The organism is Pseudonocardia endophytica (assembly GCF_004339565.1).
Lineage (GTDB): Bacteria > Actinomycetota > Actinomycetes > Mycobacteriales > Pseudonocardiaceae > Pseudonocardia > Pseudonocardia endophytica.
The window spans coordinates 2,271,733-2,296,279 of sequence record NZ_SMFZ01000002.1; the positions used below are offsets into that span (position 1 = coordinate 2,271,733).

General features: G+C 71.2%; 23 protein-coding genes. 15 read left to right on the forward strand and 8 right to left on the reverse strand.

Features of this window, described 5'->3' with window-relative positions:
• Positions 1–8: 8 nt before the first annotated feature.
• The gene (locus tag EV378_RS29485; protein ID WP_132430629.1) at positions 9–1,505 is read right to left on the reverse strand and encodes a carboxylesterase/lipase family protein; all 1,497 of its coding nucleotides are present in this window, start codon (positions 1,503–1,505) and stop codon (positions 9–11) included.
• Positions 1,506–1,822: 317 nt separating this feature from the next.
• On the opposite strand from EV378_RS29485, the gene EV378_RS29490 reads away from it, so the two are divergent.
• Positions 1,823–2,473, forward strand: a complete 651-nt coding sequence (locus EV378_RS29490) for a TetR/AcrR family transcriptional regulator (RefSeq protein WP_132430630.1) — start codon at positions 1,823–1,825, stop codon at positions 2,471–2,473.
• Positions 2,474–2,603: 130 nt separating this feature from the next.
• Here the strand turns inward: EV378_RS29490 and EV378_RS29495 are convergent, their stop codons facing one another.
• The gene (locus EV378_RS29495) at positions 2,604–3,503 is read right to left on the reverse strand and encodes a maleylpyruvate isomerase N-terminal domain-containing protein (protein WP_132430631.1); all 900 of its coding nucleotides are present in this window, start codon (positions 3,501–3,503) and stop codon (positions 2,604–2,606) included.
• A gap of 125 nt (positions 3,504–3,628) precedes the next feature.
• Entirely contained in the window at positions 3,629–4,576 is a 948-nt protein-coding gene (locus tag EV378_RS29500) for an alpha/beta fold hydrolase (protein ID WP_132430632.1), read from the reverse strand.
• Between the two features lie 67 nt (positions 4,577–4,643).
• Here EV378_RS29500 and EV378_RS29505 point away from each other — a divergent pair, with 67 nt between their 5' ends.
• The 8 genes from EV378_RS29505 (at position 4,644) to EV378_RS29540 (ending at position 13,340) form a co-directional block, all read left to right on the forward strand.
• Complete coding sequence (locus EV378_RS29505) at positions 4,644–5,276, forward strand: winged helix-turn-helix transcriptional regulator (RefSeq protein WP_132430633.1); 633 nt, start codon at positions 4,644–4,646, stop codon at positions 5,274–5,276.
• A 281-nt stretch (positions 5,277–5,557) separates the two neighbouring features.
• A complete protein-coding gene (locus EV378_RS29510) occupies positions 5,558–7,126 on the forward strand; it encodes a DHA2 family efflux MFS transporter permease subunit (protein WP_243653825.1) in 1,569 nt (522 codons plus the stop codon).
• Positions 7,123–7,848 carry a dihydrofolate reductase family protein gene (locus tag EV378_RS29515; RefSeq protein ID WP_132430634.1) on the forward strand — a complete coding sequence of 242 codons (726 nt, stop codon included), beginning with the start codon at positions 7,123–7,125 and terminating at the stop codon, positions 7,846–7,848. Before EV378_RS29510 ends, EV378_RS29515 begins: the two co-directional genes overlap by 4 nt.
• Positions 7,845–8,444: a cysteine dioxygenase family protein gene (locus EV378_RS29520; RefSeq protein ID WP_132430635.1), complete on the forward strand. Its 600-nt coding sequence runs from the start codon at positions 7,845–7,847 to the stop codon at positions 8,442–8,444. The genes EV378_RS29515 and EV378_RS29520 overlap by 4 nt, the downstream gene beginning before the upstream one ends.
• A gap of 186 nt (positions 8,445–8,630) precedes the next feature.
• Positions 8,631–9,263 carry a dihydrofolate reductase family protein gene (locus tag EV378_RS29525; protein WP_132430636.1) on the forward strand — a complete coding sequence of 211 codons (633 nt, stop codon included), beginning with the start codon at positions 8,631–8,633 and terminating at the stop codon, positions 9,261–9,263.
• 203 nt (positions 9,264–9,466) lie between these two features.
• A complete protein-coding gene (locus tag EV378_RS29530; RefSeq protein ID WP_132430637.1) occupies positions 9,467–10,903 on the forward strand; it encodes an alpha/beta hydrolase family protein in 1,437 nt (478 codons plus the stop codon).
• A 545-nt stretch (positions 10,904–11,448) separates the two neighbouring features.
• On the forward strand, positions 11,449–12,669 hold the full coding sequence (locus EV378_RS29535; RefSeq protein WP_132430638.1) for a sensor histidine kinase: 1,221 nt from the start codon (positions 11,449–11,451) through the stop codon (positions 12,667–12,669).
• Positions 12,666–13,340, forward strand: coding sequence for a response regulator (locus tag EV378_RS29540; RefSeq protein ID WP_132430639.1), 675 nt, complete (start codon positions 12,666–12,668; stop codon positions 13,338–13,340). Before EV378_RS29535 ends, EV378_RS29540 begins: the two co-directional genes overlap by 4 nt.
• Before the next feature lie 37 nt (positions 13,341–13,377).
• On the opposite strand, the gene EV378_RS29545 is transcribed toward EV378_RS29540, so the two are convergent.
• From EV378_RS29545 to EV378_RS29565, 5 genes are all read right to left on the reverse strand, one after another.
• Positions 13,378–14,271 (reverse strand): CPBP family intramembrane glutamic endopeptidase, encoded by an 894-nt coding sequence (locus tag EV378_RS29545; RefSeq protein WP_132430640.1) that lies wholly within the window; start codon positions 14,269–14,271, stop codon positions 13,378–13,380.
• A 205-nt stretch (positions 14,272–14,476) separates the two neighbouring features.
• Positions 14,477–15,688: a cytochrome P450 gene (locus EV378_RS29550; RefSeq protein ID WP_132430641.1), complete on the reverse strand. Its 1,212-nt coding sequence runs from the start codon at positions 15,686–15,688 to the stop codon at positions 14,477–14,479.
• Positions 15,685–16,842, reverse strand: a complete 1,158-nt coding sequence (locus tag EV378_RS29555; protein ID WP_243653827.1) for an NAD(P)/FAD-dependent oxidoreductase — start codon at positions 16,840–16,842, stop codon at positions 15,685–15,687. Before EV378_RS29555 ends, EV378_RS29550 begins: the two co-directional genes overlap by 4 nt.
• A complete protein-coding gene (locus EV378_RS29560) occupies positions 16,842–17,030 on the reverse strand; it encodes a ferredoxin (protein ID WP_132430642.1) in 189 nt (62 codons plus the stop codon). The genes EV378_RS29555 and EV378_RS29560 overlap by 1 nt, the downstream gene beginning before the upstream one ends.
• A 92-nt stretch (positions 17,031–17,122) precedes the next feature.
• The gene (locus tag EV378_RS29565) at positions 17,123–17,833 is read right to left on the reverse strand and encodes a GntR family transcriptional regulator (RefSeq protein WP_132430643.1); all 711 of its coding nucleotides are present in this window, start codon (positions 17,831–17,833) and stop codon (positions 17,123–17,125) included.
• Between the two features lie 89 nt (positions 17,834–17,922).
• Between EV378_RS29565 and EV378_RS29570 the strand changes: the two genes are divergently transcribed.
• The 6 genes from EV378_RS29570 to EV378_RS29595 are packed head-to-tail and all read left to right on the forward strand — an operon-like array spanning position 17,923 to position 24,462.
• Positions 17,923–18,753: an SMP-30/gluconolactonase/LRE family protein gene (locus EV378_RS29570; protein WP_165922544.1), complete on the forward strand. Its 831-nt coding sequence runs from the start codon at positions 17,923–17,925 to the stop codon at positions 18,751–18,753.
• A 17-nt stretch (positions 18,754–18,770) separates the two neighbouring features.
• Positions 18,771–20,282 (forward strand): bifunctional 3-(3-hydroxy-phenyl)propionate/3-hydroxycinnamic acid hydroxylase, encoded by a 1,512-nt coding sequence (locus EV378_RS29575; protein WP_165922545.1) that lies wholly within the window; start codon positions 18,771–18,773, stop codon positions 20,280–20,282.
• A complete protein-coding gene (locus EV378_RS29580) occupies positions 20,282–21,211 on the forward strand; it encodes a fumarylacetoacetate hydrolase family protein (protein ID WP_132430646.1) in 930 nt (309 codons plus the stop codon). The genes EV378_RS29575 and EV378_RS29580 overlap by 1 nt, the downstream gene beginning before the upstream one ends.
• Position 21,212: 1 nt before the next feature.
• The gene (locus EV378_RS29585; RefSeq protein ID WP_132430647.1) at positions 21,213–22,697 is read left to right on the forward strand and encodes a class I adenylate-forming enzyme family protein; all 1,485 of its coding nucleotides are present in this window, start codon (positions 21,213–21,215) and stop codon (positions 22,695–22,697) included.
• A gap of 23 nt (positions 22,698–22,720) precedes the next feature.
• Positions 22,721–23,566 (forward strand): fumarylacetoacetate hydrolase family protein, encoded by an 846-nt coding sequence (locus EV378_RS29590; protein ID WP_132430648.1) that lies wholly within the window; start codon positions 22,721–22,723, stop codon positions 23,564–23,566.
• Entirely contained in the window at positions 23,563–24,462 is a 900-nt protein-coding gene (locus EV378_RS29595; RefSeq protein ID WP_132430649.1) for a VOC family protein, read from the forward strand. Before EV378_RS29590 ends, EV378_RS29595 begins: the two co-directional genes overlap by 4 nt.
• The last annotated feature ends 85 nt before the right edge of the window (positions 24,463–24,547 follow it).

The window sequence follows — 24,547 nt, forward strand, 5'->3', positions numbered from 1 at the left end:
GCACCTCCTCACCGCTGGGACGCCGTTGTGCGGTGGTGTCGCTGCCAGATCTCCGCCGAGGCGGCGGTCGGGTCCGCGCCGACGGTCGGCGGGACGTCCCAGATCCGGGTGAGCCACTCGTCGGGCCGGTATCGCGGCCAGCCCGGATCCCCGGTGGCGGCGAACTGCGTCCAGGCCGACCGCATCGCCGCGGACAACGTGTCGAACTCACCGGGTTGCGCGCCGAGGTCCCAGCCGAGCGGGCCGGTCGGGAGACCGAACACGAACGACTGGTCGAGTCCGTGGTAGGCGCCCAACACCGGATCACCGACCCAGGCGAACTCATAGAAGAACGTGCGACCGCCGGCCTCGGCGTGGGCACGGGCAGACCGGTGCGCGGGCAGCCGGAAGAACGCGTCGGAGAGCACCAACGTGGACAGGTCGCTGTCGGTGATACCAGGTCGGGTGTGTCGGTAGGCGTCCACCGCGGCGGGATCCAGGCCGACACCACGGGCCACGCCGGGCGGATCGGCGTCGGCCGGGTCCAGGTTCGCGGTGAACATGCGGGCCTCAGCCGCGGTGCAGCCGCAGATCAGGTCGATCGAGCGACCGCCGCCCCGCCGTATCGCCCTCCACGGCAACTCGTCGAGCAACTCGCCGTCGAGGACCACGCCGAAGGGGCTGTTCGGATAGGTCCAGGCGTCCGGATCCGCGGACATCACCGCCACCGGGTTCCACTGCACGTCGTGGATCGCCTCAGCGGGGACGGCGGCGAGGGCTTCGGCAGCCGGGCGGACACCGAGCTCCTCGGTGATCATCGTGGAGACGGCGCGCGCTTCTTCCGGCGGGACGAACACGTTGCCGGGGCTCTGGACGATGCCGCGGTGGAACACTCCGTCCGCGCGGCCTCCGGCGATGAGCGTGGCGATCGAGGTTGCGCCTGCGGACTGGCCGAACACCGTCACCCGGCCCGGGTCCCCGCCGAACGCGGCGATGTTGTCCTGCACCCACCGCAGCGCGGCGAGCTGGTCGAGCACCCCGCGGTTCCAGGGGGCGTCGCGCACCCAGCCGAATCCTTCGTAGCCGACCCGGTAGTTCACCGATACCAGCACAACACCGGCCCGCGCCAGCTGTGTGCCGTCGAAGCCGGGGGTGTTCGCCGAGCCGCCGACGAAACCTCCGCCGTGCACCCACACTAGGACCGGCAACCCGTCACCGCCGGCATCGTGTCGTGATCGCGGAGTCCAGACGTTGAGCGTCAGGCACTCCGGACCGGACGCACTGCGCAGATCTGCGAGCTCACCGGTGGTGGCCCCGGAGACGGCAGGCGGGATCGCCTGCTGCGGAACCCACACCCCGAACTCGCGTGCGTCCCGCACATCGGCCCACTCGGGTGCCGGTCGCGGAGCCTGGAACCGCAACGCCCCGTGCAGTGGCGCTGCATAGGGGACCCCCAGAAACGCCACCACACCGGCGTCCGGCACACCCCTCACCGCACCGGATCTCGTCCTCACTACCTCGTCCACTGCAATCCCCGTTGTCGCGACTCAGCGTTCCTCGGACACCTCACGCGTGGTCCCCGCGTTACGACGTTCCGGACCATGTGGTCGGCGGCGCGGGCGCGGCGAAGCGGAGCGCCCCGACCGGGGGCTGGCGTAGGGGATGCCGCGGAACACCGCGTGCCCCCGCCGCCGGCGACGCCCACCACGCCGTCCGTGGTCCGCACCCTCGGCTGTTCGGGCATGAGGACTCCTTCCGTCGAGCGGACCCAGGATTATGGGTCAGGTGTATTATGTCAACCGTGTTGGATCAGCCCCCGGGGTGTGAGGGAGAGGGACCGGCGATGCCGAAGCAGGTCGATCACCACGGACGCCGCGAAGCGATCGCCCGCGCACTGTGGCGGGTGGTGGACCAGCGTGGCGTCACACAGCTGACGATGCGCACGGTGGCGCAGGAGGCGGACATGTCGCTCGGGCAGCTGCAGCACTACTTCCCGTCCCGGACCGCCATGCTCTCGTTCGCCATGGATCTCGCGTCCGAGCAGACCTCGCACCGCATACGCCAGGGGCTCGACAAGCTCGGTGACCGTCCGCACCCCCGCGACGTACTGCGACTGACCCTCGCGGAGATGCTCCCCCTGCACGCCGACGCCCGCGCGACCAGCCGCATGAGCGCCGCCTACGTCCTGGAGGCACTGCACGACGAGGCCGTGCACGAGCAGGCGCGCCACGGCCTCGTCCAGGGGCGGGCCCTCGTCGAGCAGTTGGTCCGCCAGGCGATCGCCGACGGGCACATCGACCCCGACCGCGACCCGGCGACCGAGACCAACCTGCTCCTCGCCCTCACCGGCTTCACCTCCCTGATCGAACTCGACGTCATCGAGCCCCAGGACGCGCTCGCCGCGATCGACGCACATATGGACCGGCTGTTCAGGAGCACAGAAGAGCGACGCGCCTATCTCGGAGAATCCGGAGAGAAATCGGCGCCACGCTGACGTTCGAAGCCCGACATCGGCGGTGCAGTCGCACCCGCACCCGGGATGGCCGCCGCCGGTGACCACGGCGATGGTCGCTTCACGCATCTGTCCGCGTGCTCGGCGAGGCCGACCGTGGTGGTCGAACAGGTTATGGGGGGCTCATCACGCTGAGCAGGCGGGTGAGTTTCCACGGCCGCTTACCCCACGCGGCGAGCTTGCCTTCCAGGATCGGTTTGCATACTCCTCGCCGGCCGATGAACAGCAGCTGGAAAGCCGCTGGGTCGGCGGAGATGGAGGCGTCGACGTCCGGTGCGCCAGGCGCGTCGAGCGTCAAGCAACCGCCATCGAGGACCATCACCGTGCGTTGTCCTCCCCGAAGGCGCAGCTCGATGCGCGCTCGGACGGATCCCGCCTTCTCCTGGTTCACGAACGCGGTGGGCGGTAGGGCGGCGATCAGTGGAAGCACGAAGCCCTCGATCGCGAGTAGGGCGTGGGGACGCTGTATCGGCCACGGTCGCCCCGTGGCTGTGGCGATGTCGTGGCCGTGGATGAGGCATTCATTGAGCAGGTGACCGGCAACCGCCGAAGGTGGCAGGCGGATGCCTTGCAGCCACTCGACCGCGGCCGTCCGCGACCGCGACGTGACGTCGTCGAACCCCTCCGCGAGCGTGGCGATGCGATCCGCGAGTACGGCTGGGTCCCGTTCGCGGTCCTCGGTCAGAATCTTGGCGGTCGCCTCGGCTATGCCCGCTTTCGTCACAACGGCTTCCGGAACCGGCCTTCCGGCGAGGGCGTCGGTGTCGGCGTGAAAGGAATGGGACAGGTGAGCCGCGACATCGCCCGCCGTCCACGTACCGATCGACGCCAAGTTGGGGTCGGGGATGCGGCGCACAAGTGTGACGAGGCGGGGGACGACGTCGCGCAATGCCGCACGGGTCTGAGCGAGGGCCTCGGGTCGGTCAGCGGTGTGTGCTGTGGCCGGGCATATCTCAACCTGTTCCTGCGCATCAGGTTCCGCGCCCTGCCGAGGGTACGAGCTGTCGGTCATTGATCCGCTTCCGTGGCGGGCTTGTTTCTCGCGGTGCTTGGATCGCTCGACCTGTCATGTCCATCGGTCGCGCGTCGGTGGTCGCGAGGAGAAGACCCGGTGAGCGAGATCCACGTCGTAGACCACTACGGCCGCCTCGGCGTTTCGCTTGGCGTTGTGCGCTGGCTCTCCTCGCGTGCCGGAGCTGTTCGCCGCCTGTCCGGTGCCGACCGCCAGCCACGGATCGCCGCCGCGAACTGCTCGGGCGCGTCGGACTGCACGAAGTGGCCGGCGCCTTCGATGATCACGGTGTGGTGGTCGGCAAAGATCTGCTCCCATCGCTGTCTTTCCTTGGCGCGAAAAGCGAAGTCGGCGTCGCCCCACACGATGAGTGTCGGCAGGGCTCCGAGATCTTTGAGCCCGGCCTCGATACCAGCGAGAAACGCGCGGCTGGCGGTGATGCGCCGGGGGAATACAGCTGATGCCTCGCGCCGCTCGTGGGTGGCGAGTGCGTTTCGGTAGTGCGCCATCTCGGCGGAGCTCGGGGTTCGCAGCCGGTGCCCGACGGGGATCATCGCGTTGACGAACAGGTTGAACCGCCGGATCAGCTCACGCCCGACCGGTCCCCCCATGAGGCGAGACACCAGTTCGACGACCAGGTCGCCGTTGAGGGGCCACGCCCAGGTGTTGGCCACGACGAGACGTGCGAACGCCTCCGGTCGCTGCTCGGCCGCGTACAAGCCGATCGGGCCTCCCCAGTCGTGCGCAACGAGGGTCACATCAGACAGGCCCACGCGATCGAGGAACTCCACGACCACGCCGGCATGCTCCTCGGGGAGATAGCGGTAGCCCGGCCCGGCCGAGGACAGCCCGAAGCCCGGGTAGTCCAGCGCGACGCAGCGGAACTCGTCGCGCAGCGCGTGGATCACGTCTCGATAGTCGAACGACCATGTCGGGTTGCCGTGCAGCAACAGCAGCGTCGGCCCCGATCCTTCGTCCACGTAATGCACCGTGTGTCCGTCGAGGGTGACGAAGCGGCTCTCGAACGGGAACAGCTGGTCGTCGACCCATGCGGGTCTCCCCGTGTCTGTCATGGCTTCCCCTCGTTCCGCTCCATCGGCTGGATATTGTCAGGTGTACTTGAGATTGTAAAGTGATGGGATGAGTCGAAGCTACGGCCACTACTGCGGCCTGGCCCGGGCGCTTGATGTCGTGGGCGACCGGTGGAACCTTCTGATCGTCCGCCAGCTGCTGATGGCTCCCGCCCGCTACCGCGAGCTGCTCGAAGGGCTACCCGGCGTGGCCACCAACCTGCTCGCTGACCGGCTGCGCGACCTGGGGGCCGCCGGAGTCATCGAGCGACGACTGGCCCAGGAGGGCAACGCCGTCGTCTACGCGCTCACCCCGTGGGGCGCCCAGCTGCGGGAGCCGGTCGAGGGCCTCATCCGCTGGTCCACGCCGCTCATGACGCGCGGGCCGAGCGGCGATCACTTCCGCGCCGAATGGCTCGTCCTTCCTCTCTCAGCCCTACTCGCCGGCACGGCAACCTCGCGCCGGTCATCGACGGTGGGGATCGCGGTCGACGATGTGCTGGTCCAGGTCCGGACGACACGCTCGGGCGCAGAGGTGAGTCCGCATGACGGTCGCAGTCTCGATGCCGTCATGCGCACTGACGCCCCGATCGTCTTCGGGCTGGCAGCGGGCGTGCTCGACTTCGACGACACCCGTGGACTGGTCGAGATCGACGGCGACGAAGCCGCCGTACGAGCCCTCTTCACCCCTGCACCGCGGTGAGCGCCCGCCGCGCAACGGGTGGAGCCACACGGTCATGCTCGACCCCGACGGCAAACCGGTGCCGGTGAGGAGACGAAGAATCGCCCCACATTCATGAGGCCGAATCTGGTGGCGGACCGGGGTTGTCGGCGTCAGGCCTGCACTACCACCCAACTTGCCAATCTCAACGTATAGCGCACTGGGGGGCTTGCCACAAGACCCCGGGTATGCCGCAGGATCGCCGACCTACTCAGAGCAAGGGAAGTCGGGTGGGCCCTCAGCGGCCCGGTTAAGGAAGTGCTGTGACTCGATCCGTCACTGCGACAAACGCTGGTAATGCGACGACCCTGTCGGAGAAACTCGACCGGAGAATCCTCGCGATCGGCGGCGTGGTCGTGCTCGGCGCGATGATGGCGATGCTCGACATCACCGTGGTCAATGTCGCGTTGGACCAGCTGATCATCGAATTCGACACCTCACTCGCCACGATGCAGTGGGTGGTGACCGGCTACACGCTGGCGCTCGCCACCGTGATACCGCTGTCCGGATGGGCCGCGGATCGGTTCGGCGCCAAACGGGTCTACCTCACCGCGGTGTTCCTGTTCGTCACCGGCTCCGCGTTGGCCGGCACCGCCTGGTCGGCCGAGTCCTTGATCATGTTTCGGGTCCTGCAGGGTCTCGGTGGCGGCATGCTGCTCCCGCTGAGCACGACGATCCTGGTCGGGGCGTCCGGTCCCGCGCGGATCGGCCGGGTGATGGCCGTACTCGGGATCGCGATGCAACTCGCCCCGATCGCCGGCCCCGTGATCGGCGGCTGGCTCGTCGACGACGTGTCGTGGCGCGCGATCTTCTTCATCAACATCCCGGTCGGGATCCTGACGCTGGTCCTCGGTGCGCGCATCCTTCCCGCGGCCGAGCCGCGGCCGGCGGAGAGGCTCGACGTGCTCGGCCTGTTCCTGCTCTCCCCGGGCCTGGCCGCCCTGATCTACGGCCTCGCGCAGGTGCCCGCGCACCAGGGCGTCACGCACCCGCAGGTGTTCCTGCCCGCGGGCGCCGGCGCCGTCCTGGTGATCGGGTTCCTGGTGCACGCGGCGCGCACGCCGAACGCGCTGATCGACCTGAAGCTGTTCCGTAACCGGAGCTTCTCGGTCGCCACGGCGACGATGGTGCTGTTCATGATCGCGCTGTTCGGTTCCATGCTGCTGTTCCCGCTGTACTTCCAGCAGGTGCGGGGGCAGGACGCGCTGCAGGCGGGCCTGCTCATCGTGCCGCAGGGAATCGGCGTCATGATCATGATGTCGATCGCGGGCCGCCTCGTCGACCGCGGCCACGCCGCCCGGCTCGTGCCGCTCGGCATCGTGCTGGTCATCGGTGTGGTCGCGACGCTCACGCAGCTCAGCGACACCACCCCGTACTGGACGATCGGCGCAGCGCTGTTCGTGCTGGGTCTCGCGGTGGGCATGGTCGGGATGCCGAACATGTCGATCGCACTCAAGACCTTGCGACCCCAGGACATCGCCCGCGGGTCGACGAGCCTGACCATCATCCAGCAGAGCGCCGCGGCGATCGGCTCCGCGACGCTGTCGGTGATCCTGTCCCACGAGATCTCGATCCGGCTGGCATCGGCCCGGCCCGGGACCACGTCGCCGGTTGCCAGCTCGGCGCCGGACCTGCTCGCCACTTCCTTGGCCGACGCGTACGCGTCGACCTTCGGATGGGCACTGGCGCTGCTGGTCCTGGCTCTGATTGCGGCGTCGTTCCTGCCCCGGACCACACCCGCGGCGGCGGAGCCGTCCACCGTGTCGGCCGATCGGGGCGAGCCGACGTTCCCTGACCAGAGGTCCGCAGACACCACGAGGAAGGCGACATGACCAGGCGCACGAGCAGGGTGATCTGCAACATCACGATCTCGGTCGACGGGTACGTGGCCGGGCCTGACCAGACCGAGGGACGCCCCTTCGGCGACGACGGTGGCGACGGCTTCGGGGACAGGCTGCACGCCTGGATCTTCGAGAATCCCGGAGAGAGCCGAGCCGAGGTCGACGAACTGGCCGCGTACAGCGCGGTCATCATGGGGCGGAACATGTTCGGCCCGGTACGAGGAGCATGGGATCGCCGGTGGAACGGCTGGTGGGGAGACAACCCCGTGTTCCACGTCCCCGTCTTCGTGCTCACCCACCACGCTCGTGAGCCGCAGCCGATGGAGGGCGGCACCACCTATCAGTTCGTCACCGACGGCATCGAGTCGGCCCTGGCCCAGGCCCGCACAGCCGCCGGCGACGGCGACGTGTCGATCCTGGGCGGCGCAGCCACCATCAACCAGTATCTCGCGGCCGGACTGGTCGACGAACTGCGGCTGCACATCGTGCCGATCACCTTGGGCGCCGGAGCGCGGCTGTTCGAGGGCGTCCCGCCGTTGACACTGCGGCAAGTGAAATCACGGGCCGCGAGCTCGGTCACGCACCTGACGTACCGGACCGCGGCCGGGACCGCGTCCGGCGCGGAACCACCCGAGGCCGCGGACGACACCCGAACCCGTTCGCTCGACGACGAGCGGCCTGCAGCCGACCAGGTACCACGAGGTTCACGATGATCAACGCCGCCGCTGGAGTCGCCACCCCCGACGCTCTGCATGCCTTCATCGACGACGTGGGCCTCGTGGTCAGCGCCACCCGCGACGAGCACGAGATCACCCAGCGCGTCGCCGATCGATTGTCCGCGCTGCTGGCCAGCGGCTACCTGCTTCCGCTGGAGCTCACCCGGACGTCGGACGAGCGCCACCTCAACTATCCGCTCCACGTGGCTCCCGACGACAGCTGGTGCGTGGCCGCCGTCGTCTGGAAAGCCGGTCAGCGCACCCCCGTGCACTCGCACGAGACATGGGGCGTCGCGGGAATCTACTCCGGCGCCGAACACGAGTCCCGCTACGTCAAGCCCACGGCGGACGAACGAGGAACGCCCCTCACCCCGACCGGCGAGCAGGTGTGGCGACGCGGACAGGTAACGGTCTGCTGCACGACCGACGACGACGTCCATTCCGTCGCGGCCGTCGGTGACGAACCCACCATCGGGATCCACGTCTACGGGGGCAACATCGGCACGCTCCAGCGCCGGTCCTACGACCCCGCCACCGGGACCGTGCACTGGTTCGTCTCCGGCTGGGACCCACGCCCTGCCGCGACGTACTGACATCGAGGAGCACCACCGAGTCACTCGTGCGCACACCTTCGTCCCGACGACCGCGGCGATGGTGCGGGCCTGACCTCTGCCATGTCTACGGCACCGGCCGCACCCGCATCGGCTCCGCCGCCCGCTGCTACACGACCGACGTTCGACACGGTCCGACCCGACTCGATCACGCGAGGAGCACCAGCCATGTCACAGGTCCGTATCCACAACTTCGCCGTCTCCCTCGACGGCTTCGGCACAGGAGAAGGTCAGAGCCGCGAGCTGCATTTCGGGCACGCCGGCGACCGGCTGCACCGGTGGATGTTCGCCACCGGGTGGTGGCAGCCCGGCGGCAGCGGCGGCGTCGACGACGCCTTCGTCCAGCGGCACGACCCGGGGATCGGCGCCGAGATCATGGGCGCCGGCAAGTGGGGTCACCCCGGCTGGCAGGACGACCCGGGATGGACGGGTGCGTGGGGACCCAACCCGCCGTTCCACACCCCCGTCTTCGTCCTCACCCACCACCCCCGTCCGCCGATCGAGATGGACGGCGGCACGACGTACCACTTCCTCGACGCCCCGCCCGCCGATGCGCTCAGCGCCGCGCGGGAGGCCGCGGACGGTAGGGACGTCCGTATCGGCGGCGGCCCGTCCGTGGTGCGCGACTTCCTCGCCGCCGGGCTGGTCGACCACGCCCACTTCGTCGTGGTCCCGATCCTGCTGGGCCGTGGCGTCCGCCTGTGGACCGGACTCGAGGGCCTCGAGAAGGACTACACGGTCGAGACCACTTCCTCACCGAGCGGCGTCACCCACGTGACGCTGACCCGCGCGGACACCTGAATCGGGCCGCGACCGGAGCTGTGCCGGACGCGCTGAGCCCATCGGTGGACAGGGATCGTGTCGTCCTCGGCGCTGGGGGAGACGGCTGGGCGGGAACGGCTGGTCGGCCAGCACAGAGCTGCACGCGGAGCCGGCCCGGGTACCGGTTCCCGGTCAGCTCGACCAGCTGCCCCGAACGTGGCACCAGAACCACAGGAGCAAGCATGCCCCGACCACCGCGCGCTGACACCGACGCGGGCCCGTGCCCCGGGTTCGACCGTCCGACGGTGTCCTCCCGCCGCCGTTCCGCCGTCCGTCTGATAGTCCTCACCCTGCTCATCGCAGGTCTCGCGGCGGGAACTCCGACGTCGCCTGCCGCCGCCGCACCCGTGCTGACCGAGAGCGAGGTGACGTTCCGGGGCGACGGCGTCGAGCTGTCCGGGACGGTGCTCGCCCCCGCCGGAGGCGGCCGCCGTCCGGGCATCGTTCTCGTCACCGGAGCCGGTCCAGGTCCCCGCGACGACCACCGCGCCGAGGCCGAGGCGTTTGCGCGTGCCGGCGTCGTCACGCTCATCTACGACAAGCGCACACGCGGCTACTCCCTGACCGAACGCGACTACACCGTCCTCGCCAACGACGCCCTCGCCGGAGTGCGACTGCTGCGCGGTAGGACCGACGTCGATCCCACTCAGGTGGGCCTATGGGGCCACTCAGAAGGCACCTGGGTGGGCGAGGACGCCGCCAGCCGGTCCTCCGACGTCGCCTTCCTCGTCCTGCTGGGAGCCTCGGGCGTCCCGCCGCTGCAGCAGCAGGTGTGGTCGACCGGAGAGTCGATCCGGTACGCCGGCGCCGGCGGATCGCTGGCCGATCGTCTCCCGGCGGCGATATACGGGCTACTGACGACAGCGGGCGGCTTCGCCGAACCGTACTTCGACCCTGTCCCGCGGTTGGCGCGCATCCAGATCCCTGTGCTCGCGATCTGGGGCGAGCACGACACGTCCAGCCCACCCGCGGAGAGCGCGGCAATCCTGGCCCGCGCCGTACGCGGCAACGGCAACGCGAACGTCACGCTGCGTACCCTGGCCGGCGGTCAACACGACGGGCGCACCACCACCGACGGCTTCGATGAGGGCGCGGAGTTCGCCGCTCCCTACCCGGACATGGTCGGCACCTGGGTGACCTCCAGAGAGCCCGGCCCCGACGACCCGGCGCCCCGGCAAGCAAGGCCCAGCACACCCGTCACCCCGACGCCGCTGTGGCTGCAGCTCACCGCGCCGGCCCTGATGCTGCTCGCCGCACTCGCCTACCTGCTGATCGCGGCATTGCGCCGATTCCGGGGCCGGACCCGACCGCCGCTGCGGGCACCGGCACGGCTGCTGGGCGTAGCGGGTCCACTGGCCGTACTCGGTCCGCTCACCTACGGCTTCGTCGGCATCATCGGCACGCAGGACGTGGGTCCGGTGCTGGCGGGACGCGCCGTCGTCTGGTCGGTGATGCAGGTGCTGGCCGCAGCTGTCGTGGCGGCCACGATCTGGCTGCTGGCCGGTCTCTGGCGGGCCCGGCAGTCGGTCGGCCCGACCGACCGGGCCCGACTGTCCTTGCTGGCCGCGTCCGGGGTGGCCTTCGTGCCGTGGGCGCTCGAGTGGGGGCTGCTCTTATGACGAGTCACCCCGCAGGATCGAAAAGGGGTGCTCGCCGTCGTCGGCCGGATGCCCGGCGTGCGGGCAGCTGTCACGACCGCGTCCCGGCACTCGCGCGGGATCGCTGCGACGGGTCCGTCATGGATCCTGGCGAGAGCCCCGGGCGGACCTCGATCGCGTTCGTACACCCGGGTCGACAGTGTCGACGGCGCTGCTCGCCGGTATCGGCTGGCTCGGCTCGGGCCGCGGTGGAGTTCAGCATCCGGTAGGGCTCGCGCGCCTCATATCTCTTGAGAAGTCGGCGGATCTCCCGGTCGCTGTTGCCTTCGAGCCTCTGCTCGCGGTCGGGCACGGGCGTGACCGGCTGCGGCAATCGCCCGGGCAAGCCCAACCCCATCGCTTCGGCTTCTCTCGACCTGGCCCTGGGTGGTCGGTCCGGTGGCACCGAACGGTGCAGCGGCGCCGATGCCATCCTTCGATGCAGGCGGCGCGGCACGTGCCCGGGGCATCGTCGACGGGCGGACACGACGCGGGCCGCGACGGACGAGCGACGAGGAGGGGCGAGCGTGCACCGACCCCCGAACCCGGTGACGGCGGTGGTGTCCGGACTGGTCGCGGTCGGGCTCCTGCTGCTGCTCCCGGTGCTGGCCGGCCCCGACCCGGAGGCGGCCGCCCTGCCCCGGCCGGGGAGTCCCGGGTGGACGGCGGTCGCCGTCGTCGTGCTGGGGCAGGCGGTCGCCGTGGCGTGGGTGCGCCGCCTGCCCCTCGTGCTGCTGCCGGGGCTGACCGCGCTGTTGCTGCCGCTCGCGCTGCTGGCGCCGGGGCCCGCGTTCAGCCTGACCGCCGTCGCGGTCCTGCCCGGCGTGTTCCTCGCCGTTCTCGCCCGTGATCTTCGACGGCTGTGGCCCGCCCTCGCCGGCACCGCGCTGCTGGTGGCCGTGGCGACGTTGGTCAACCAGGTCGGATCGGGGTCCGCTGCCTCGGTCGGACTCGCCATCGCGGCGGTGGCACAGGCGGCACTCGTCGTCGGCCTGCCGCTGCTGTTCGGCCTGGTGGTGGCCGCGCGGCGGGACGCCGAGGAGGCCCGGCGCCAGGAGGTGCGGGCCGTGCTCGGCGAGCAGGAGGCGCTGCTGGCCGCCGCGATATCGCGCCAGCGCACGGCGCTCTCCCGGGAGCTGCACGACATCGCCGCGCACCACATGTCCGGGATCGCGCTGATGGCGGCCGCGATCGGGCGGCAGGTCGACACCGACCCGGAGGCCGCGAAGCGCTCCGCGCAGCAGGTCCGCGAGCAGAGCCGCGCGGTCCTCGACGACCTGCGCCGCCTCGTCGGGCTGCTCCGCGAGGACGCCGACGCCGACGGGCCCGTCGAGAACGTCGCCGCCCTGGTGCGCACGTACCGCACGGTGGGCGGCGGCGTCGAGCTGTCCGCGCCGGACGAGATCCCCGAACCCGGCCCGCTCGCCGGGCTGGTCGCGCACCGGATGGTGCAGGAGTCGCTGGCCAACGCCCGCTCGCACGCGCCCGGCGCGCGCTGCGCGGTGCGGATCGAGCGGCTCGGCGACGACCGGCTCGCGATCACGGTCCACAACGGACCGAGTGCCGATCCGGACGCCGGGCCGGGCGGCGGCTTCGGGCTGATCGGGATGCGGGAGCGGGCCCGGCTGGTGGGCGCCGAGCTGACCTACGGGTCCACTCCGGACGGTGGCTGGGAGGTACGGCTGACGGTCCCGCTCACCGACGCCCCGGCTAGGGTCGGCGGACCGCTCCCGGAAGGCCTCGCATGATCCGTGTGCTCATCGCCGACGACCAGCACCTCGTCCGGTCGGGCCTGTCCGCGCTGCTGGGCGCAGAGCCCGACGTCGACGTGGTCGGCGTCGCGGCCGACGGCGACGAGGCGCTGGCGATGGCGCGGGCCCTCGCGCCGGACGTCGCCTGCCTGGACATCCGGATGCCCGGGCGGACCGGTATCGACGTGGCGCGGGAGCTGTGCGCGCCGGACGCCGCCGTCGTCGTGCCGGTGCTCGTGCTGACCACGTTCGATCTCGACGACTACGTGTTCGGCGCCCTGGAGGCCGGCGCATCGGGCTTCCTGCTCAAGGACGCCGAACCGGAGGTGATCGTCGCGGCGGTCCGTCAGGTCGCGGCCGGGCAGGGCACGATCGACCAGGCGCTGACCCGCCGGGTGCTGCGCGAGTTCGTGCAGCGGCGCCGCCTGCAGCCGGTCACCGGCCGTCGCGCCGAGGAGCTGCTCACCCGCCGTGAGCACGAGATCCTGCTGCTGCTCGCGCAGGGGATGTCCAACGAGGACATCGCCCGCGCCCTCGTCGTCGAGGTGTCGACGGTGAAGTCGCACCTCGCGCGGATGCTGCCCAAGCTCGGGGTGGCGTCCCGGCTGCAGGCGGTCGTGTGGGCCTACCAGAACCACGTCGTGTCCGTGCCGGAGCCGGGTGCCTGAGGCAGGCACCCGGCTCCTGGGCCGACGGGTCGGCGGGTCAGACCGTGCGCGGGGAGTAGCCGAGCCGCCCGCGGGTCCCGACCATGATCGCGACGGCGGCGATCAGAGCGCCGGAGGCCATCGCGGCCATCGCGTTGTCCGCGTCCAGCGACGGGAACATCTCCGACCACAGCACCGACGCGAAGTTGTTCACGCTGACGTGCGCCATCATGGCCAGCGGCAGGCTCTCCCCGGTCCGGTTGAACACCCACGTCATGACGACGTTGAACGCCAGACAGAAGATCACGAAACCGACCGGGCGGACCCACGTCGCGTCCGGCCAGCCGCCCCACTCGGTGAGGAACAGCGGCGCGTGCCACAGCGCCCAGACCGGGCCCAGGATCATCGTCCCGAGCAGCGGTCCGAAGCGGCGCTGCAGGCGGGGCAGCGCGAAGTCGCGCCAGCCCGGCTCCTCGGCGAGACCGGTGGTCAGCATCTGCATGACCAGGGCCGGGACGTAGACGGCGATCGCCATCAGCGACGGCGCGTTGACCTGCCCGCCGGAGTACGCGAAGCCGGTGGCGAGCATCGCCGCGGGGACGCCGAGCAGCGTGATCGCGTACCAGTGCCACCGCACCCGCCAGCGCCACATCCGGCCGAGCCAGCGCCGCAGCCCGGGCCGCCCGTCGGCGACGGCGGTCACGAACAGCGCCGCCCCGATCGGGCCCAGGTAGGCGCCGGGCAGCACGCCGAGCAGCTGGCTGGAGCCGAGCAGCTCCGGGAACCGGTACGCCCAGAGCCCCAGCCCCTGCTCGGACAGGATGTAGGGCACCCACGCCAGCCAGCTCATGGCCAGGGCGAGGACGACGAAGCTGCCCATCGGGTAGCGCCGCACGGGACCGAACAGGCCGCCGGAGCGCTCCGTTCCGCGGGTGTTCTCGGTGATCGTCATGGCGAGAACACTGCTGGCCGGAGCGGGTCGCGTTCGAGCGGCGGACGATCGAACCGGCCCGATGCCATCGAAGGATGCAGAGGGCGGGCGCCGGACGTCAGCGGCGCGGGCGCACGAGCGAAACGCCGAGCGTGATCGCCGCCGTCGAGACCGCTGAACACGTGCTCGTCGCGGTCAGCATCCTCGTCGCTGGCCGTTCACCTGGTCACAGGGATCCGCTGGCTCCGGCTGTCCCGACGCGGCCGGGATCGAGTCCCGTGATCGGCAGGCTCTCGAGCCCGCGGACACAGTTGTTGAGGTGCCGGACGGGCGAGCCGATGTCGAACCTGCTCACGCGTGCGGCCAGCGCGGTGATCACGGATTGGGCTTCGACGCGCGCGAGCGCCTGTCCCGCGCATGCGTGCGTGCCGTAGCCGAAGGACAGGTGGTCGACGGGGTTGCGGGTGATGTCGAACCGGTCGGGGTCGGGGTACTGGCGTTCGTCGCGGTTGCCCGACCCGAACAGCAGCAGGACCTGTGAGTCGGCCGGGATGTGTACGCCGTCGACGTCGGAGTCGGTGGTGGTCCGGCGGCCGAAGACCTGGACGGGTGCGTCGTAGCGGAGGACCTCGTTGACGGCGCCCGGGACGAGGGTGGTGTCGGCGCGGACGAGGTCCCACTGGTCGGCGTGGGTGGCGAACAGGTGGACGGCGTTCGCGATGGCGTTGATCGTGGTGTCGAGGCCGGCGGCCGCGTAGGCCGACAGCAGCGGGATGCAGGACTCGTGGCGGATGCGGCCGTCGTCGGCGGCGCGGAAGATGTCGCGCCCCATGCTTCCCTCCTTGAGATCGGCCGCCTGCAGGGTGCCGAGCCAGTGGAACATCTCGCCGAGCGAGCCGAGTCCGTCCGCGGCGCGGGCGTTCATCGGGCCCAGGACGGTGAACGTGGCGTCGGCCCAGCGCAGCATGTTCGGCCGGGCCTCGTCGGGCAGGCCGATGAGGTCGAACACGACGGAGAACGGGAACGCGACGGCCAGGTCGGTGACGGCGTCGAACGATCCGCGCTCGACGAGCTCGTCGACGAGCAGGGCGGCGCGGTGGGCGATGTCGGTGTGCAGCGGGCGGACGGCGCGCGGGCCGAGCCGGTCGGACAGGACGGCGCGCAGCGTGTCGTGTTCGGGCGGGTCGGCGGCGAGCACGGTGCCGACGAGCATCTGGTTCACGGTGTCGTTGAGCGCGACCCCGGACGACGAGAACGTCTCCCAGTCGCCGAGCGCCTGCCGGACGGTGGCGTAGCGGGGGAGGGCCCACGCGTCGAGCTGTCCGAGGTGGACGGCGCCTCCCCGGTCGCGGAGGTCGCGGTAGGCCGGGTAGGGGTCCATCAGGATGTCGTCGGTGAACAGGTCTACATCGGACTGCGGTGCGTGCGTGAGCGTCATCGCTGGGTCTCCGTCGATGTGGTGGTCGGTTCGGTGAGGGCGCGCAAGCGCCCGATGGGGATGCGCTTGTTCACGGCGGCGGCGGTTCCCGGCCACCGGAGAAGTACGCCGTCCGACGGCGGGTCGTCGCGGGCGACGGCGGGTTCGCCGTCGGCGGGTAGGGCGCCGCAGACCCGCACCCGCACGCCGAACTGGTCGGTCCAGAAGTAGGGCGAGGGGACGAGCGGGGGAGTGTCGTCCCCGTCGAGCAGCGCCATCGCCGCGGTGCGGGCCTGCTCGAGCGCGCTGGTCCACCACGGCGTCCGACGTGGACCGTCCGCGGACGGGAAGGCGGCGACGTCCCCGGCCGCGACGATGTCCTGCCGCACCCGGCAGCGGCTGTCGACCGTGAGCCCTCGCTCCCCGTCGAGGCCGGATCCGGCCAGCCAGCCGGTCTCCGCGGCGCAGCCGACCGCGGACAGGACGTGGTCGCCCTCGAACCGGCGCCCGTCCGCGAGTTCGACGACCGGTGGTCCGGACGAGCGCAGGAGCCGCACGCCGCCGCGATGGTGGGCGAACCGCACCTGCCGCCGCTGCGCGGCGCGGGTCAGCAGGCCCGCGAGATGCGGCCCGAGCTGGCTGCGTAGCGGTGGCTGGCGGTCGACGACCGTGACGGTCGCACCCCTGTCGACGCTCGCGGAGGCGAGCTCCATGCCGAGGATCCCGGCGCCGACGATCACGATGTGCGGTCGGGTGGCGAGCAGCCCGAACAGCAGACGGGCGTCGTCGAGGTCACGGAACGTCATCTCGCGCACGCCGTCCTCGGCGGCGCCGAGATCCGCGAGGCGGCGGGCCCGCGCGCCCGTGGTGACGGCGAGCCCGTCGTAGCCGACCCGCTCGCCGCCGTCGAGCACGACCTCGCGCCGGTCCGGGTCGAGGCCGACGGCCGCGGTGCCGATCCGCTCGTCGACCTCGCACGACAACGGCGGCAGGGCGACGTCCTCGTCGCCGGCCAGCACCCCCTTGGAGAGCGCGGGGCGGTTGTAGGCCGGGTGGGACTCGGCGCCGATCAACGTGAGCGAACCCGTGTATCCGTGCCTGCGGAGCGTGTCGACGACGGTGGTGCCGGCCAACGAGGCTCCGACGACGACGATGCGGTTCGGGCGGCGACGCATCAGCGCGCCTTCAGCGCGGCGACCGGGCACACCCGGACCGCCGCCTCCGCGGTGACGGACGACTCGGGGGGCACGTCGTCGGAGTCGAGGACGAGCTCACCGTCGTCGTCGAGATGCATCAGATCCGGCGCCGCCTCGGCGCAGAGCCCGTACCCCTCGCAGCGGTCCCGATCCACGGTCAGCTTCATGGCAACTCCTTCGTCGGCCGATGGGCAGGGGGCATCGCGGTGGGTCGGGCGGATCGCGCGGCCCACCGGGGTGGTGGTGCAGCTGCTCGCCGTCAGCTGCGGCGGTCGTCGGCCTCCGCCGGCACGCCGTCGGGCAGGAGCCCGGCGAGCAGCATCTGGGTGGAGAAGGCGATGTGGTCGCGCAGCAGCTCGACCCCGAGGTCCGCGTCGCGGGCGACGGCGGCGTCGGTCAGAGCCTTGTGCTCCGCCGCCGGGTCGCGCTGGTTCTCCTCCATCAGCGGCGCGGCCCACCGCCGGTAGAGCTCCGTCTCGGCCCGCAGCTCCCGGCTGATCTCGATCAGCCTGCGGTTGCCACCCCCGGCCAGCAACACCGCATGGAACGCCTCGTGCGCGACGAACCAGGGGTCACCCCGGACGCCGGTGGTGGCCACCTCACGCTCACGGATCGCCAGGAGGTGATGTGCCGCAACGACATCCGACTCCCACCGCTCGTCGCCGAAGAGGATCGCCCTCCGGAAGGCCAACCCCTCGACCTCGACGCGGGCGGCGGTCAGGTCGGTCAGCTCGTCCGCGGACAGCGGCGTGACCGTGTACCCGAGATGCGCCTGCAGCATGACGAGCCGCTCGCCCGTGAGCCGCGTCAACGCCTCGCGCACCGGGCCGACGCTCGTGCCGTACTCGGCGCACAGGTCCGGAAACTTCAGCCGCCGCCCCGGTTCGAGACGGCCCATGAAGATGTCCGACCGCAGCCGCTCGTACAGCTCGTCGGCACGTGTCCCGGAACTGGACCCCCGCTTCACCATAGTAGAAACTCTAACCATAGGAAGCCGATCGTCACAACTTTTCAAAGTTTGGTTGACACGCGAAAGTGCGTCGGGTCAGAGTTCCCGGTGTGAGGACGACGACGCTGTGCGACGACACCGTGTGGGGTGAGGCCCTGCGCTGCAGCGCGGGCACCGTGTGGAGCTCCGACACCCAGGCGGGGCAGCTCCTGCAGGTCGGCGACGCGGGGGTGTTCCGCAGGACGCTGGACCGGCCGGTCAACGGCAGCTGGGTCCTGCCCGACGGCCGCCTGGCCGTCGCACGCTGGCACGACAAGCGCATCGACGTGCTCTCCGACGACGGGTTCGAGCCCCACGCCGATCTCACCGGTCTCGTCCGGGAGGCGGTCGGGGACATGACCGGCACGCCCGACGGGCGGCTCTACCTCGATGACATGGGCCCGAACCCGCACAGCGGCGACCCGGTCGGGCGGATCCTCGTGATCGATCCCGACGGGTCGGCCCGGGTGGCCGCCGAGGGCCTGCGGTTCCCGAACGGGCTCGCCGTCGTCGGCGACGTGCTGATCGCCGCCGAGACGCACGCGACCCGGCTGACGGCGTTCGACATCGTCGCGGACGGCCGTCTGGAGAACCCCCGCACGTGGGCCGATCTCGCGGCGTCGCTCGGACCGGACCACCGGCCGGACGGGATCTGGCCGGCCCCCGACGGGTCGGTCTGGGTGGCCGCGACGGCGGGCGAGGAGTTCGTCCGGGTCGACGGGTCGCGGGTGCTCGACCGCGTGCCGACCCCCGGCGAGTTCGCGATCTCCTGCTGTCTCGACGGGACGTCGTTGTTCATCTCCGCCTCACGCAGCACCGACCCGGAGCTCGCGCTGCTGACCGAGGCACTGCCGCAGAAGAAGGTCCGTGGGCGGATCGCCCGCGTCGAGCTCTCCGGATGACCGAGAGGAAGACAACGATGTCCGACACGGCCGACGTCATCGTCATCGGAGCCGGGCCCGCGGGCCTGGCGACCGCGACCCTGCTCGCGGGCAAGGGGGTCCACGTCGCACTCGTCGATCCCTACCGCCTCGCCGTCGCGCACCCGCGCGCCACGCACGTCGACGACGAGACGGTCCGCATCATGCAGACGCTCGGGGCGGCACACCTGGAGCCGGAGTTCCTGTGCCACACCGACGGCGGCTACCAGATCTACGACGCCCACCACCAGCTCGTGCGCTACATGCCGTGGCGGCCCGAGCCGACCGACCAGGGCTGGTACGGCGACTACCAGTTCTTCCAGCCGGACTTCGAGAACCTGCTGCGCGGACGTCTGCACGCCTCGCCGTACTTCGCGTCGCTGCTCGGCTGGCGCGCCGTGTCGGTCACGCAGACCTCGTCCGGGGTCGACGTCGCGGTCCGCAACGAGCGCACCGGTGCGGAGCGCACGCTGACCGCACGGTTCGTCGTCGGCTGCGACGGCGCCCGCTCGACGCTGCGCGGACTGGTCAGCCCGGAGGTCGAGGACCTGCACGGCACGCACCGCTCCCTGATCCTGGACATCGCGCCGTTCACGACGAGCCCCGCCGTGCCGGAGAACGACGCGTTCACCAAGGCGATCCCGCCGAACCCGGTCACCTGCCTACCGATCGCGCACGACATGGTGCGGTTCGAGTTCCTGCTCAACCCGCGCGACGCGACCGAGGACTTCGAGGTCCCGTCGCGCTGGTACGAGCTGCTCGCCCCCTACTACGCACCCGGCGACTACCGCATCGCCCGCGCCGACGTGTACCGCTGGGAGTCGTTGCTGGCCACGCGGTGGCGCGACGGCAACGTGTTCCTCGCGGGGGACGCCGCCCACCAGATGCCGCCGCATCTCGGGCAGGGCATGGGCTCCGGCCTGCGAGACGCGATCAACCTGTCCTGGAAGCTCGCCGCCGTTCTCGACGGCGCGGACGAGACACTGCTCGACACGTACCAGACGGAGCGCGAACCGCACGTCCGCGTATACGTCCACGCCGCGGTCGGCGCCGCGAACGGCATCGAGTTCATGTCCGAGAACCCCGGCGAGCTGGGCGAGCCGCCCGAGGCACTCGAGGCGCAGATGCCCGTCCCGCAGCTCGGATCCGGCGTCCACGGCGACACCGAATGGCCCGTCGGTGCGCTCAGCATCCAGCCACGGCTGCTCGGCGGCGACCGTCTCGACGACGTGGTCGGCTACGCGTTCGCCGTCGTCGGCAACCCGACGCTGCTCGCCGGGGTCGATGTGGCGACCGCCGCGACCTGGCAGCGGGTGGGCGCCACCGTCGTCGGCGAGACGCCGTTGCCGTTGCGCCGCTGGCTCAACGAGCACCGCGCCCACGCCGTGATCATCCGCCCGGACCGCTACGTGTTCGGCCTCGCCGCGTCGGCCGCCGAGCTCGACGCCCTCACCGCCCGGCTCGCCGACGCGGTCGGCACGGTCGACCACCAGCCGGCCGGGGTCGGCTGATGCGGTTCGTCACCTATGCCTCGCCCGGCGGCGGGGACCGCGTCGGCGTCGTCGACGACGACCGGATCCACGGCGTGGAGCCGGGACCGACCCTGCTCGACCTCCTCGACGGCGGAGACCTCCGCCCGCGGGGCGAGCGGGCGCTCGCCTCGCCCACAGAGGTGCTCCCGCTGGCCGGCACGGTGCTGCGCGCGCCCCTGCGGCCGCGGTCCATCCGGGACTGCGCCGGGTTCCTGCAGCACCTGCGCAACGTGTCGGCGAGCGCGGACATGCCGGTCGACGAGCGCCACACCCGCTTCCCACCGTTCTACTTCACGAACCCGGCCGCGGTCGTCGGACCGCACGACGACGTCCCGATCGCGCCGGACAGCGCGATGTTCGACTACGAGCTCGAGATCGCCGCCGTGATCGGCACACCCGGGGCGACGATCCCGCTCGCCGGCGCCGAGAACCACATCGCCGGCTACACGCTGTTCTGCGACTGGAGCGCCCGCGACCTGCAGATGGCCGAGATGCCGCTGCGCCTCGGGCCGGCAAAGGGCAAGGACACCGCGAACACTCTCGGACCGATGCTCGTCACACCCGACGAGCTCGAGCCGTACCGCTCCGGCAACGCGTTCGACCTCGAGATGACCGGACACGTCGGCGACGAGCTCGTCAGCAGGGGGAACTGGAGCACGATCGACTGGGGCTTCCCCGATATGATCACCTACGCGTCGCGGGGCACCGCGCTGCGCGCAGGCGACGTCATCGGTTCCGGCACCGTCGAGACCGGGTGCCTGTTCGAGCACTACTGCACGGACCCCGACCGGTTCCGGGGCTGGCTCCAGCCCGGCGACGAGGTGCGGCTCGCCGTCGAGGCGCTCGGCGAGATCCGGCACCGGATCGTCACCGGCGTCCCGGCCGAGCGGCTCAGCAGCGGGTACTGACGTGGAGACGACGCTGCACTCGCTGTTCCGGACCGCGCTCGACCGCTTCGGCGGCCGGCCCGCCGTCCGCGTCGGCGACGCCGAGGTGACCTACGCCGAGCTCGTCGCGGCAGCGAACCGTCTCGCGCGCAAGCTGATCGCCCTCGGCGTCGCGCCAGGGGACCCGGTGGCGCTGATGATGTCCAACCGCATCGAGTGGATCGTCGCCGACCAGGCGATCATCCGGGCCGGAGCGGCGAAGGTGCCGGTGAACACGATGCTCTCCGAGCCGGAGGTGGCGTTCATCCTCGACGACTGCGGTGCCCGCGTCGCTCTCGCCGATGAGCCCCTGGCCTCGATCGCCCGCGCCTTCGGCGTCGAGTCCGTCCTGGTGCCCGGCGACGAGGGATGGCAGGGCGAGCCCGCCGCCGGCCCGCCCGACGTCGTCGTCTCCGGATCGGACAGAGCGCTGATCCTCTACACCGGAGGGACGACCGGCCGGCAGAAGGGCGTGGTCCACGACCAGGCCGGGCTCTCGCTGAACCTGCTCGCCCACGTGATCGAGATCGGGCTGCAGGACGACGAGCGGATACTGCTCAGCTCCCCGCTCCCGCACTCGGCAGGCTTCCTCGCCCAGGCAGGGCTCCTCAAGGGCGCCCGGGTCGGGATCGAGCCACGCTTCGACGCCGACCGCATGCTGGAGCTGATCGAGCGCGACGCGGTCACGTTCCTGTTCCTCGTCCCCACGATGATCTACCGGCTCCTCGACGCCGCCGACGGCACGGACGTCGACGTCACCTCGCTGCGCACGATCCTCTACGGCGCCGCGCCCATCACACCGGAACGCCTGACCGCGGGGCTCGACCGGTTCGGACCGGTGTTCATGCAGCTCTACGGCCAGTCCGAGGCCCCGAACTTCCTGACCCGGCTGACCCGCGAGGATCACGACCCGGACCGGCCCGACCGGCTGCAGAGCTGCGGCCGGGCCGCGTCGATGGTCGACCTCGCGATCCTCGACGACGACGGCGCCGTCCTCGCGCCCGGTGGGATCGGCGAGGTCTGCGCCCGCGCGCCCTACGTCATGACCGGCTACCACGGCCTGCCCGACAAGACCGCCGCCACCGTGCGGGACGGGTGGCTGCACACGGGCGACATCGGCGTCCTCGACGACGACGGCTACCTGCGCCTGCTCGACCGTCGCCACGACATGGTCATCAGCGGCGGCATGAACGTCTACACCGGCGAGGTCGAGAACGTGCTGAGCACCTGCGCCGGCGTGGACCGGGTCGCGGTCGTCGGTGTGCCGCACCCGGACTGGGGCGAGGCCGTCGTCGCGTTCGTCGTCGCGGGCGACACGTTCGACGCCGCCGCCACCGACGGACGCTGCCGAGCCGAGCTCGCGGCCTACAAGCGACCGAAGGCCTACGAGCTCGTCGAGACCCTCCCGACCACACCCTTCGGCAAGATCGACAAGAAGGCTCTCCGCGCGGCGTGGACGCGCTGGTGAGCCGAACGAGAGTGGAGACAACGATGCGGCTGGCGACCATCAGGACCGACGAGGGGACGCGCGCGGCCCGCCTGGACGACGACGAGCTCGTCGTCCTGCCGTTCGGCGACGTCGGGCGGCTGCTCGCGTCCGGAGACGACTGGGCGCAGCGGGCGGCGGCCGCCGACGGCACCCGGATCGCGGTGTCGGCGGCCGACTTCGCACCCCTCACGCCCGCGCCGGAGAAGGTGTTCTGCGTCGGGCTGAACTACCGCGACCACGCCGACGAGGCGAGCCTCGCCGTCCCGGAGTATCCGACGCTGTTCGCCAAGTACGGACGCAGCCTGATCGGCGCGAACGACGACCTCGCCATCCCGACCGCGTCCGACAAGGTCGACTGGGAGGTCGAACTGGGCGTCGTGATCGGACGACCCGCCCGCCACGTGTCCGAACAGGACGCCCTCGACCACGTCGCCGGCTACACGATCGTCAACGACGTGTCGATGCGCGACTGGCAGCTGCGCACGTCGCAGTTCCTGGCCGGCAAGACGTTCGAGGCGTCCACACCGGTCGGCCCGTATCTCGTCACACCCGACGAGATCGACCACGCGCGGTCGCTGTCGATGGAGCTGTCCGTCGACGGCGAGATCAAGCAGCGGACCTCCACCAACCAGATGATCTTCTCGGTCGCCGAGGTCGTGTCCTACATCAGCACGGTCATCACGCTGATGCCCGGTGACCTGATCGCCACCGGCACCTCCAGCGGTGTCGGGCACCTCGCGGAGCCGCCGACCTATCTCGGAGAGGGCAACGTCATGACCTGCACGATCGAGGGCCTCGGCAGCCAGACCACCCGCTGCACCGCGCCCGCGCTCGAGGCCGTCCGATGAGGGCCCCCGTCATCGCCGACGTCGGGCACGTCGCCCTGCGGGTCCGCGACCTCCCCGCGGCCGAGGAGTTCGCGACGAACGTGCTCGGCCTGCAGGTCACCGAGCGCACCGACGACACGCTGTGGCTCAGCCACGGCGACCCGCACCACAGCCTGCGCTACGTCGCAGGCGGCGAGGACGCGCTCGACCATGTCGGGCTCGTCGCCGCCGACACCGAGTCGCTCGAGGAGGTCCGCAAGCGCGTCGAGAGCGCGGGCCTGCGGATCGTCTCCGACGAGCCGGTCGGGCGTGGTGTCGACGACGGGTTCACCTTCTCCGACCCCGACGGGTTCGTCTTCGCGATCTACACCCGGATGCGACCGTCGGGGCTGTCCGCGCCGACCTCGGCGGTGCTGCGACCGCGCAGGCTGGGTCACGTCAACTTCTTCGTCGCCGACCCGCGTCGGACCGAGCGGATGCTGACCGAGGTGCTCGACTTCCGGGTGTCCGACCGCATGGCCGACGGGGTGTTCCTGCGCTGCAACGTCGACCACCACGGGATCGGCGTCTTCCCCGGCCCGGGACGCATCCACCACGCCGCGTGGGAGTACCCGTCGATGATCGAGATCGCCGCGATCGCCGACCTGGTCGACGCCCGCGGCGGCTCGGTTCTCTGGGGCCCGCTGCGCCACGGGATGGGCCGCAACATCGCCACCTACGTGCTCGAGCCCAGCGGGTTCGTGCAGGAGTTCTACTGCGACATGCAGCAGATCTACGACGACGCCCTGCACGTGCCCGGCGTGTGGAGCCCGGAGGGGCACAAATGGGTCAGCCTCTGGGGCCCGCACCTCACACCCGACGGCTTCACCGAACTCGGACTGCCGCCCGCCTCCGACCGGACGGTTCGGCAGGACTAGCGAGGTGGGCCCGCGCGTGGTCGATCAGGAACGCGCGCGACGGAGACAGGGCACTGCGAGGGCTGCGCCCGACAGCTCTCCCGCA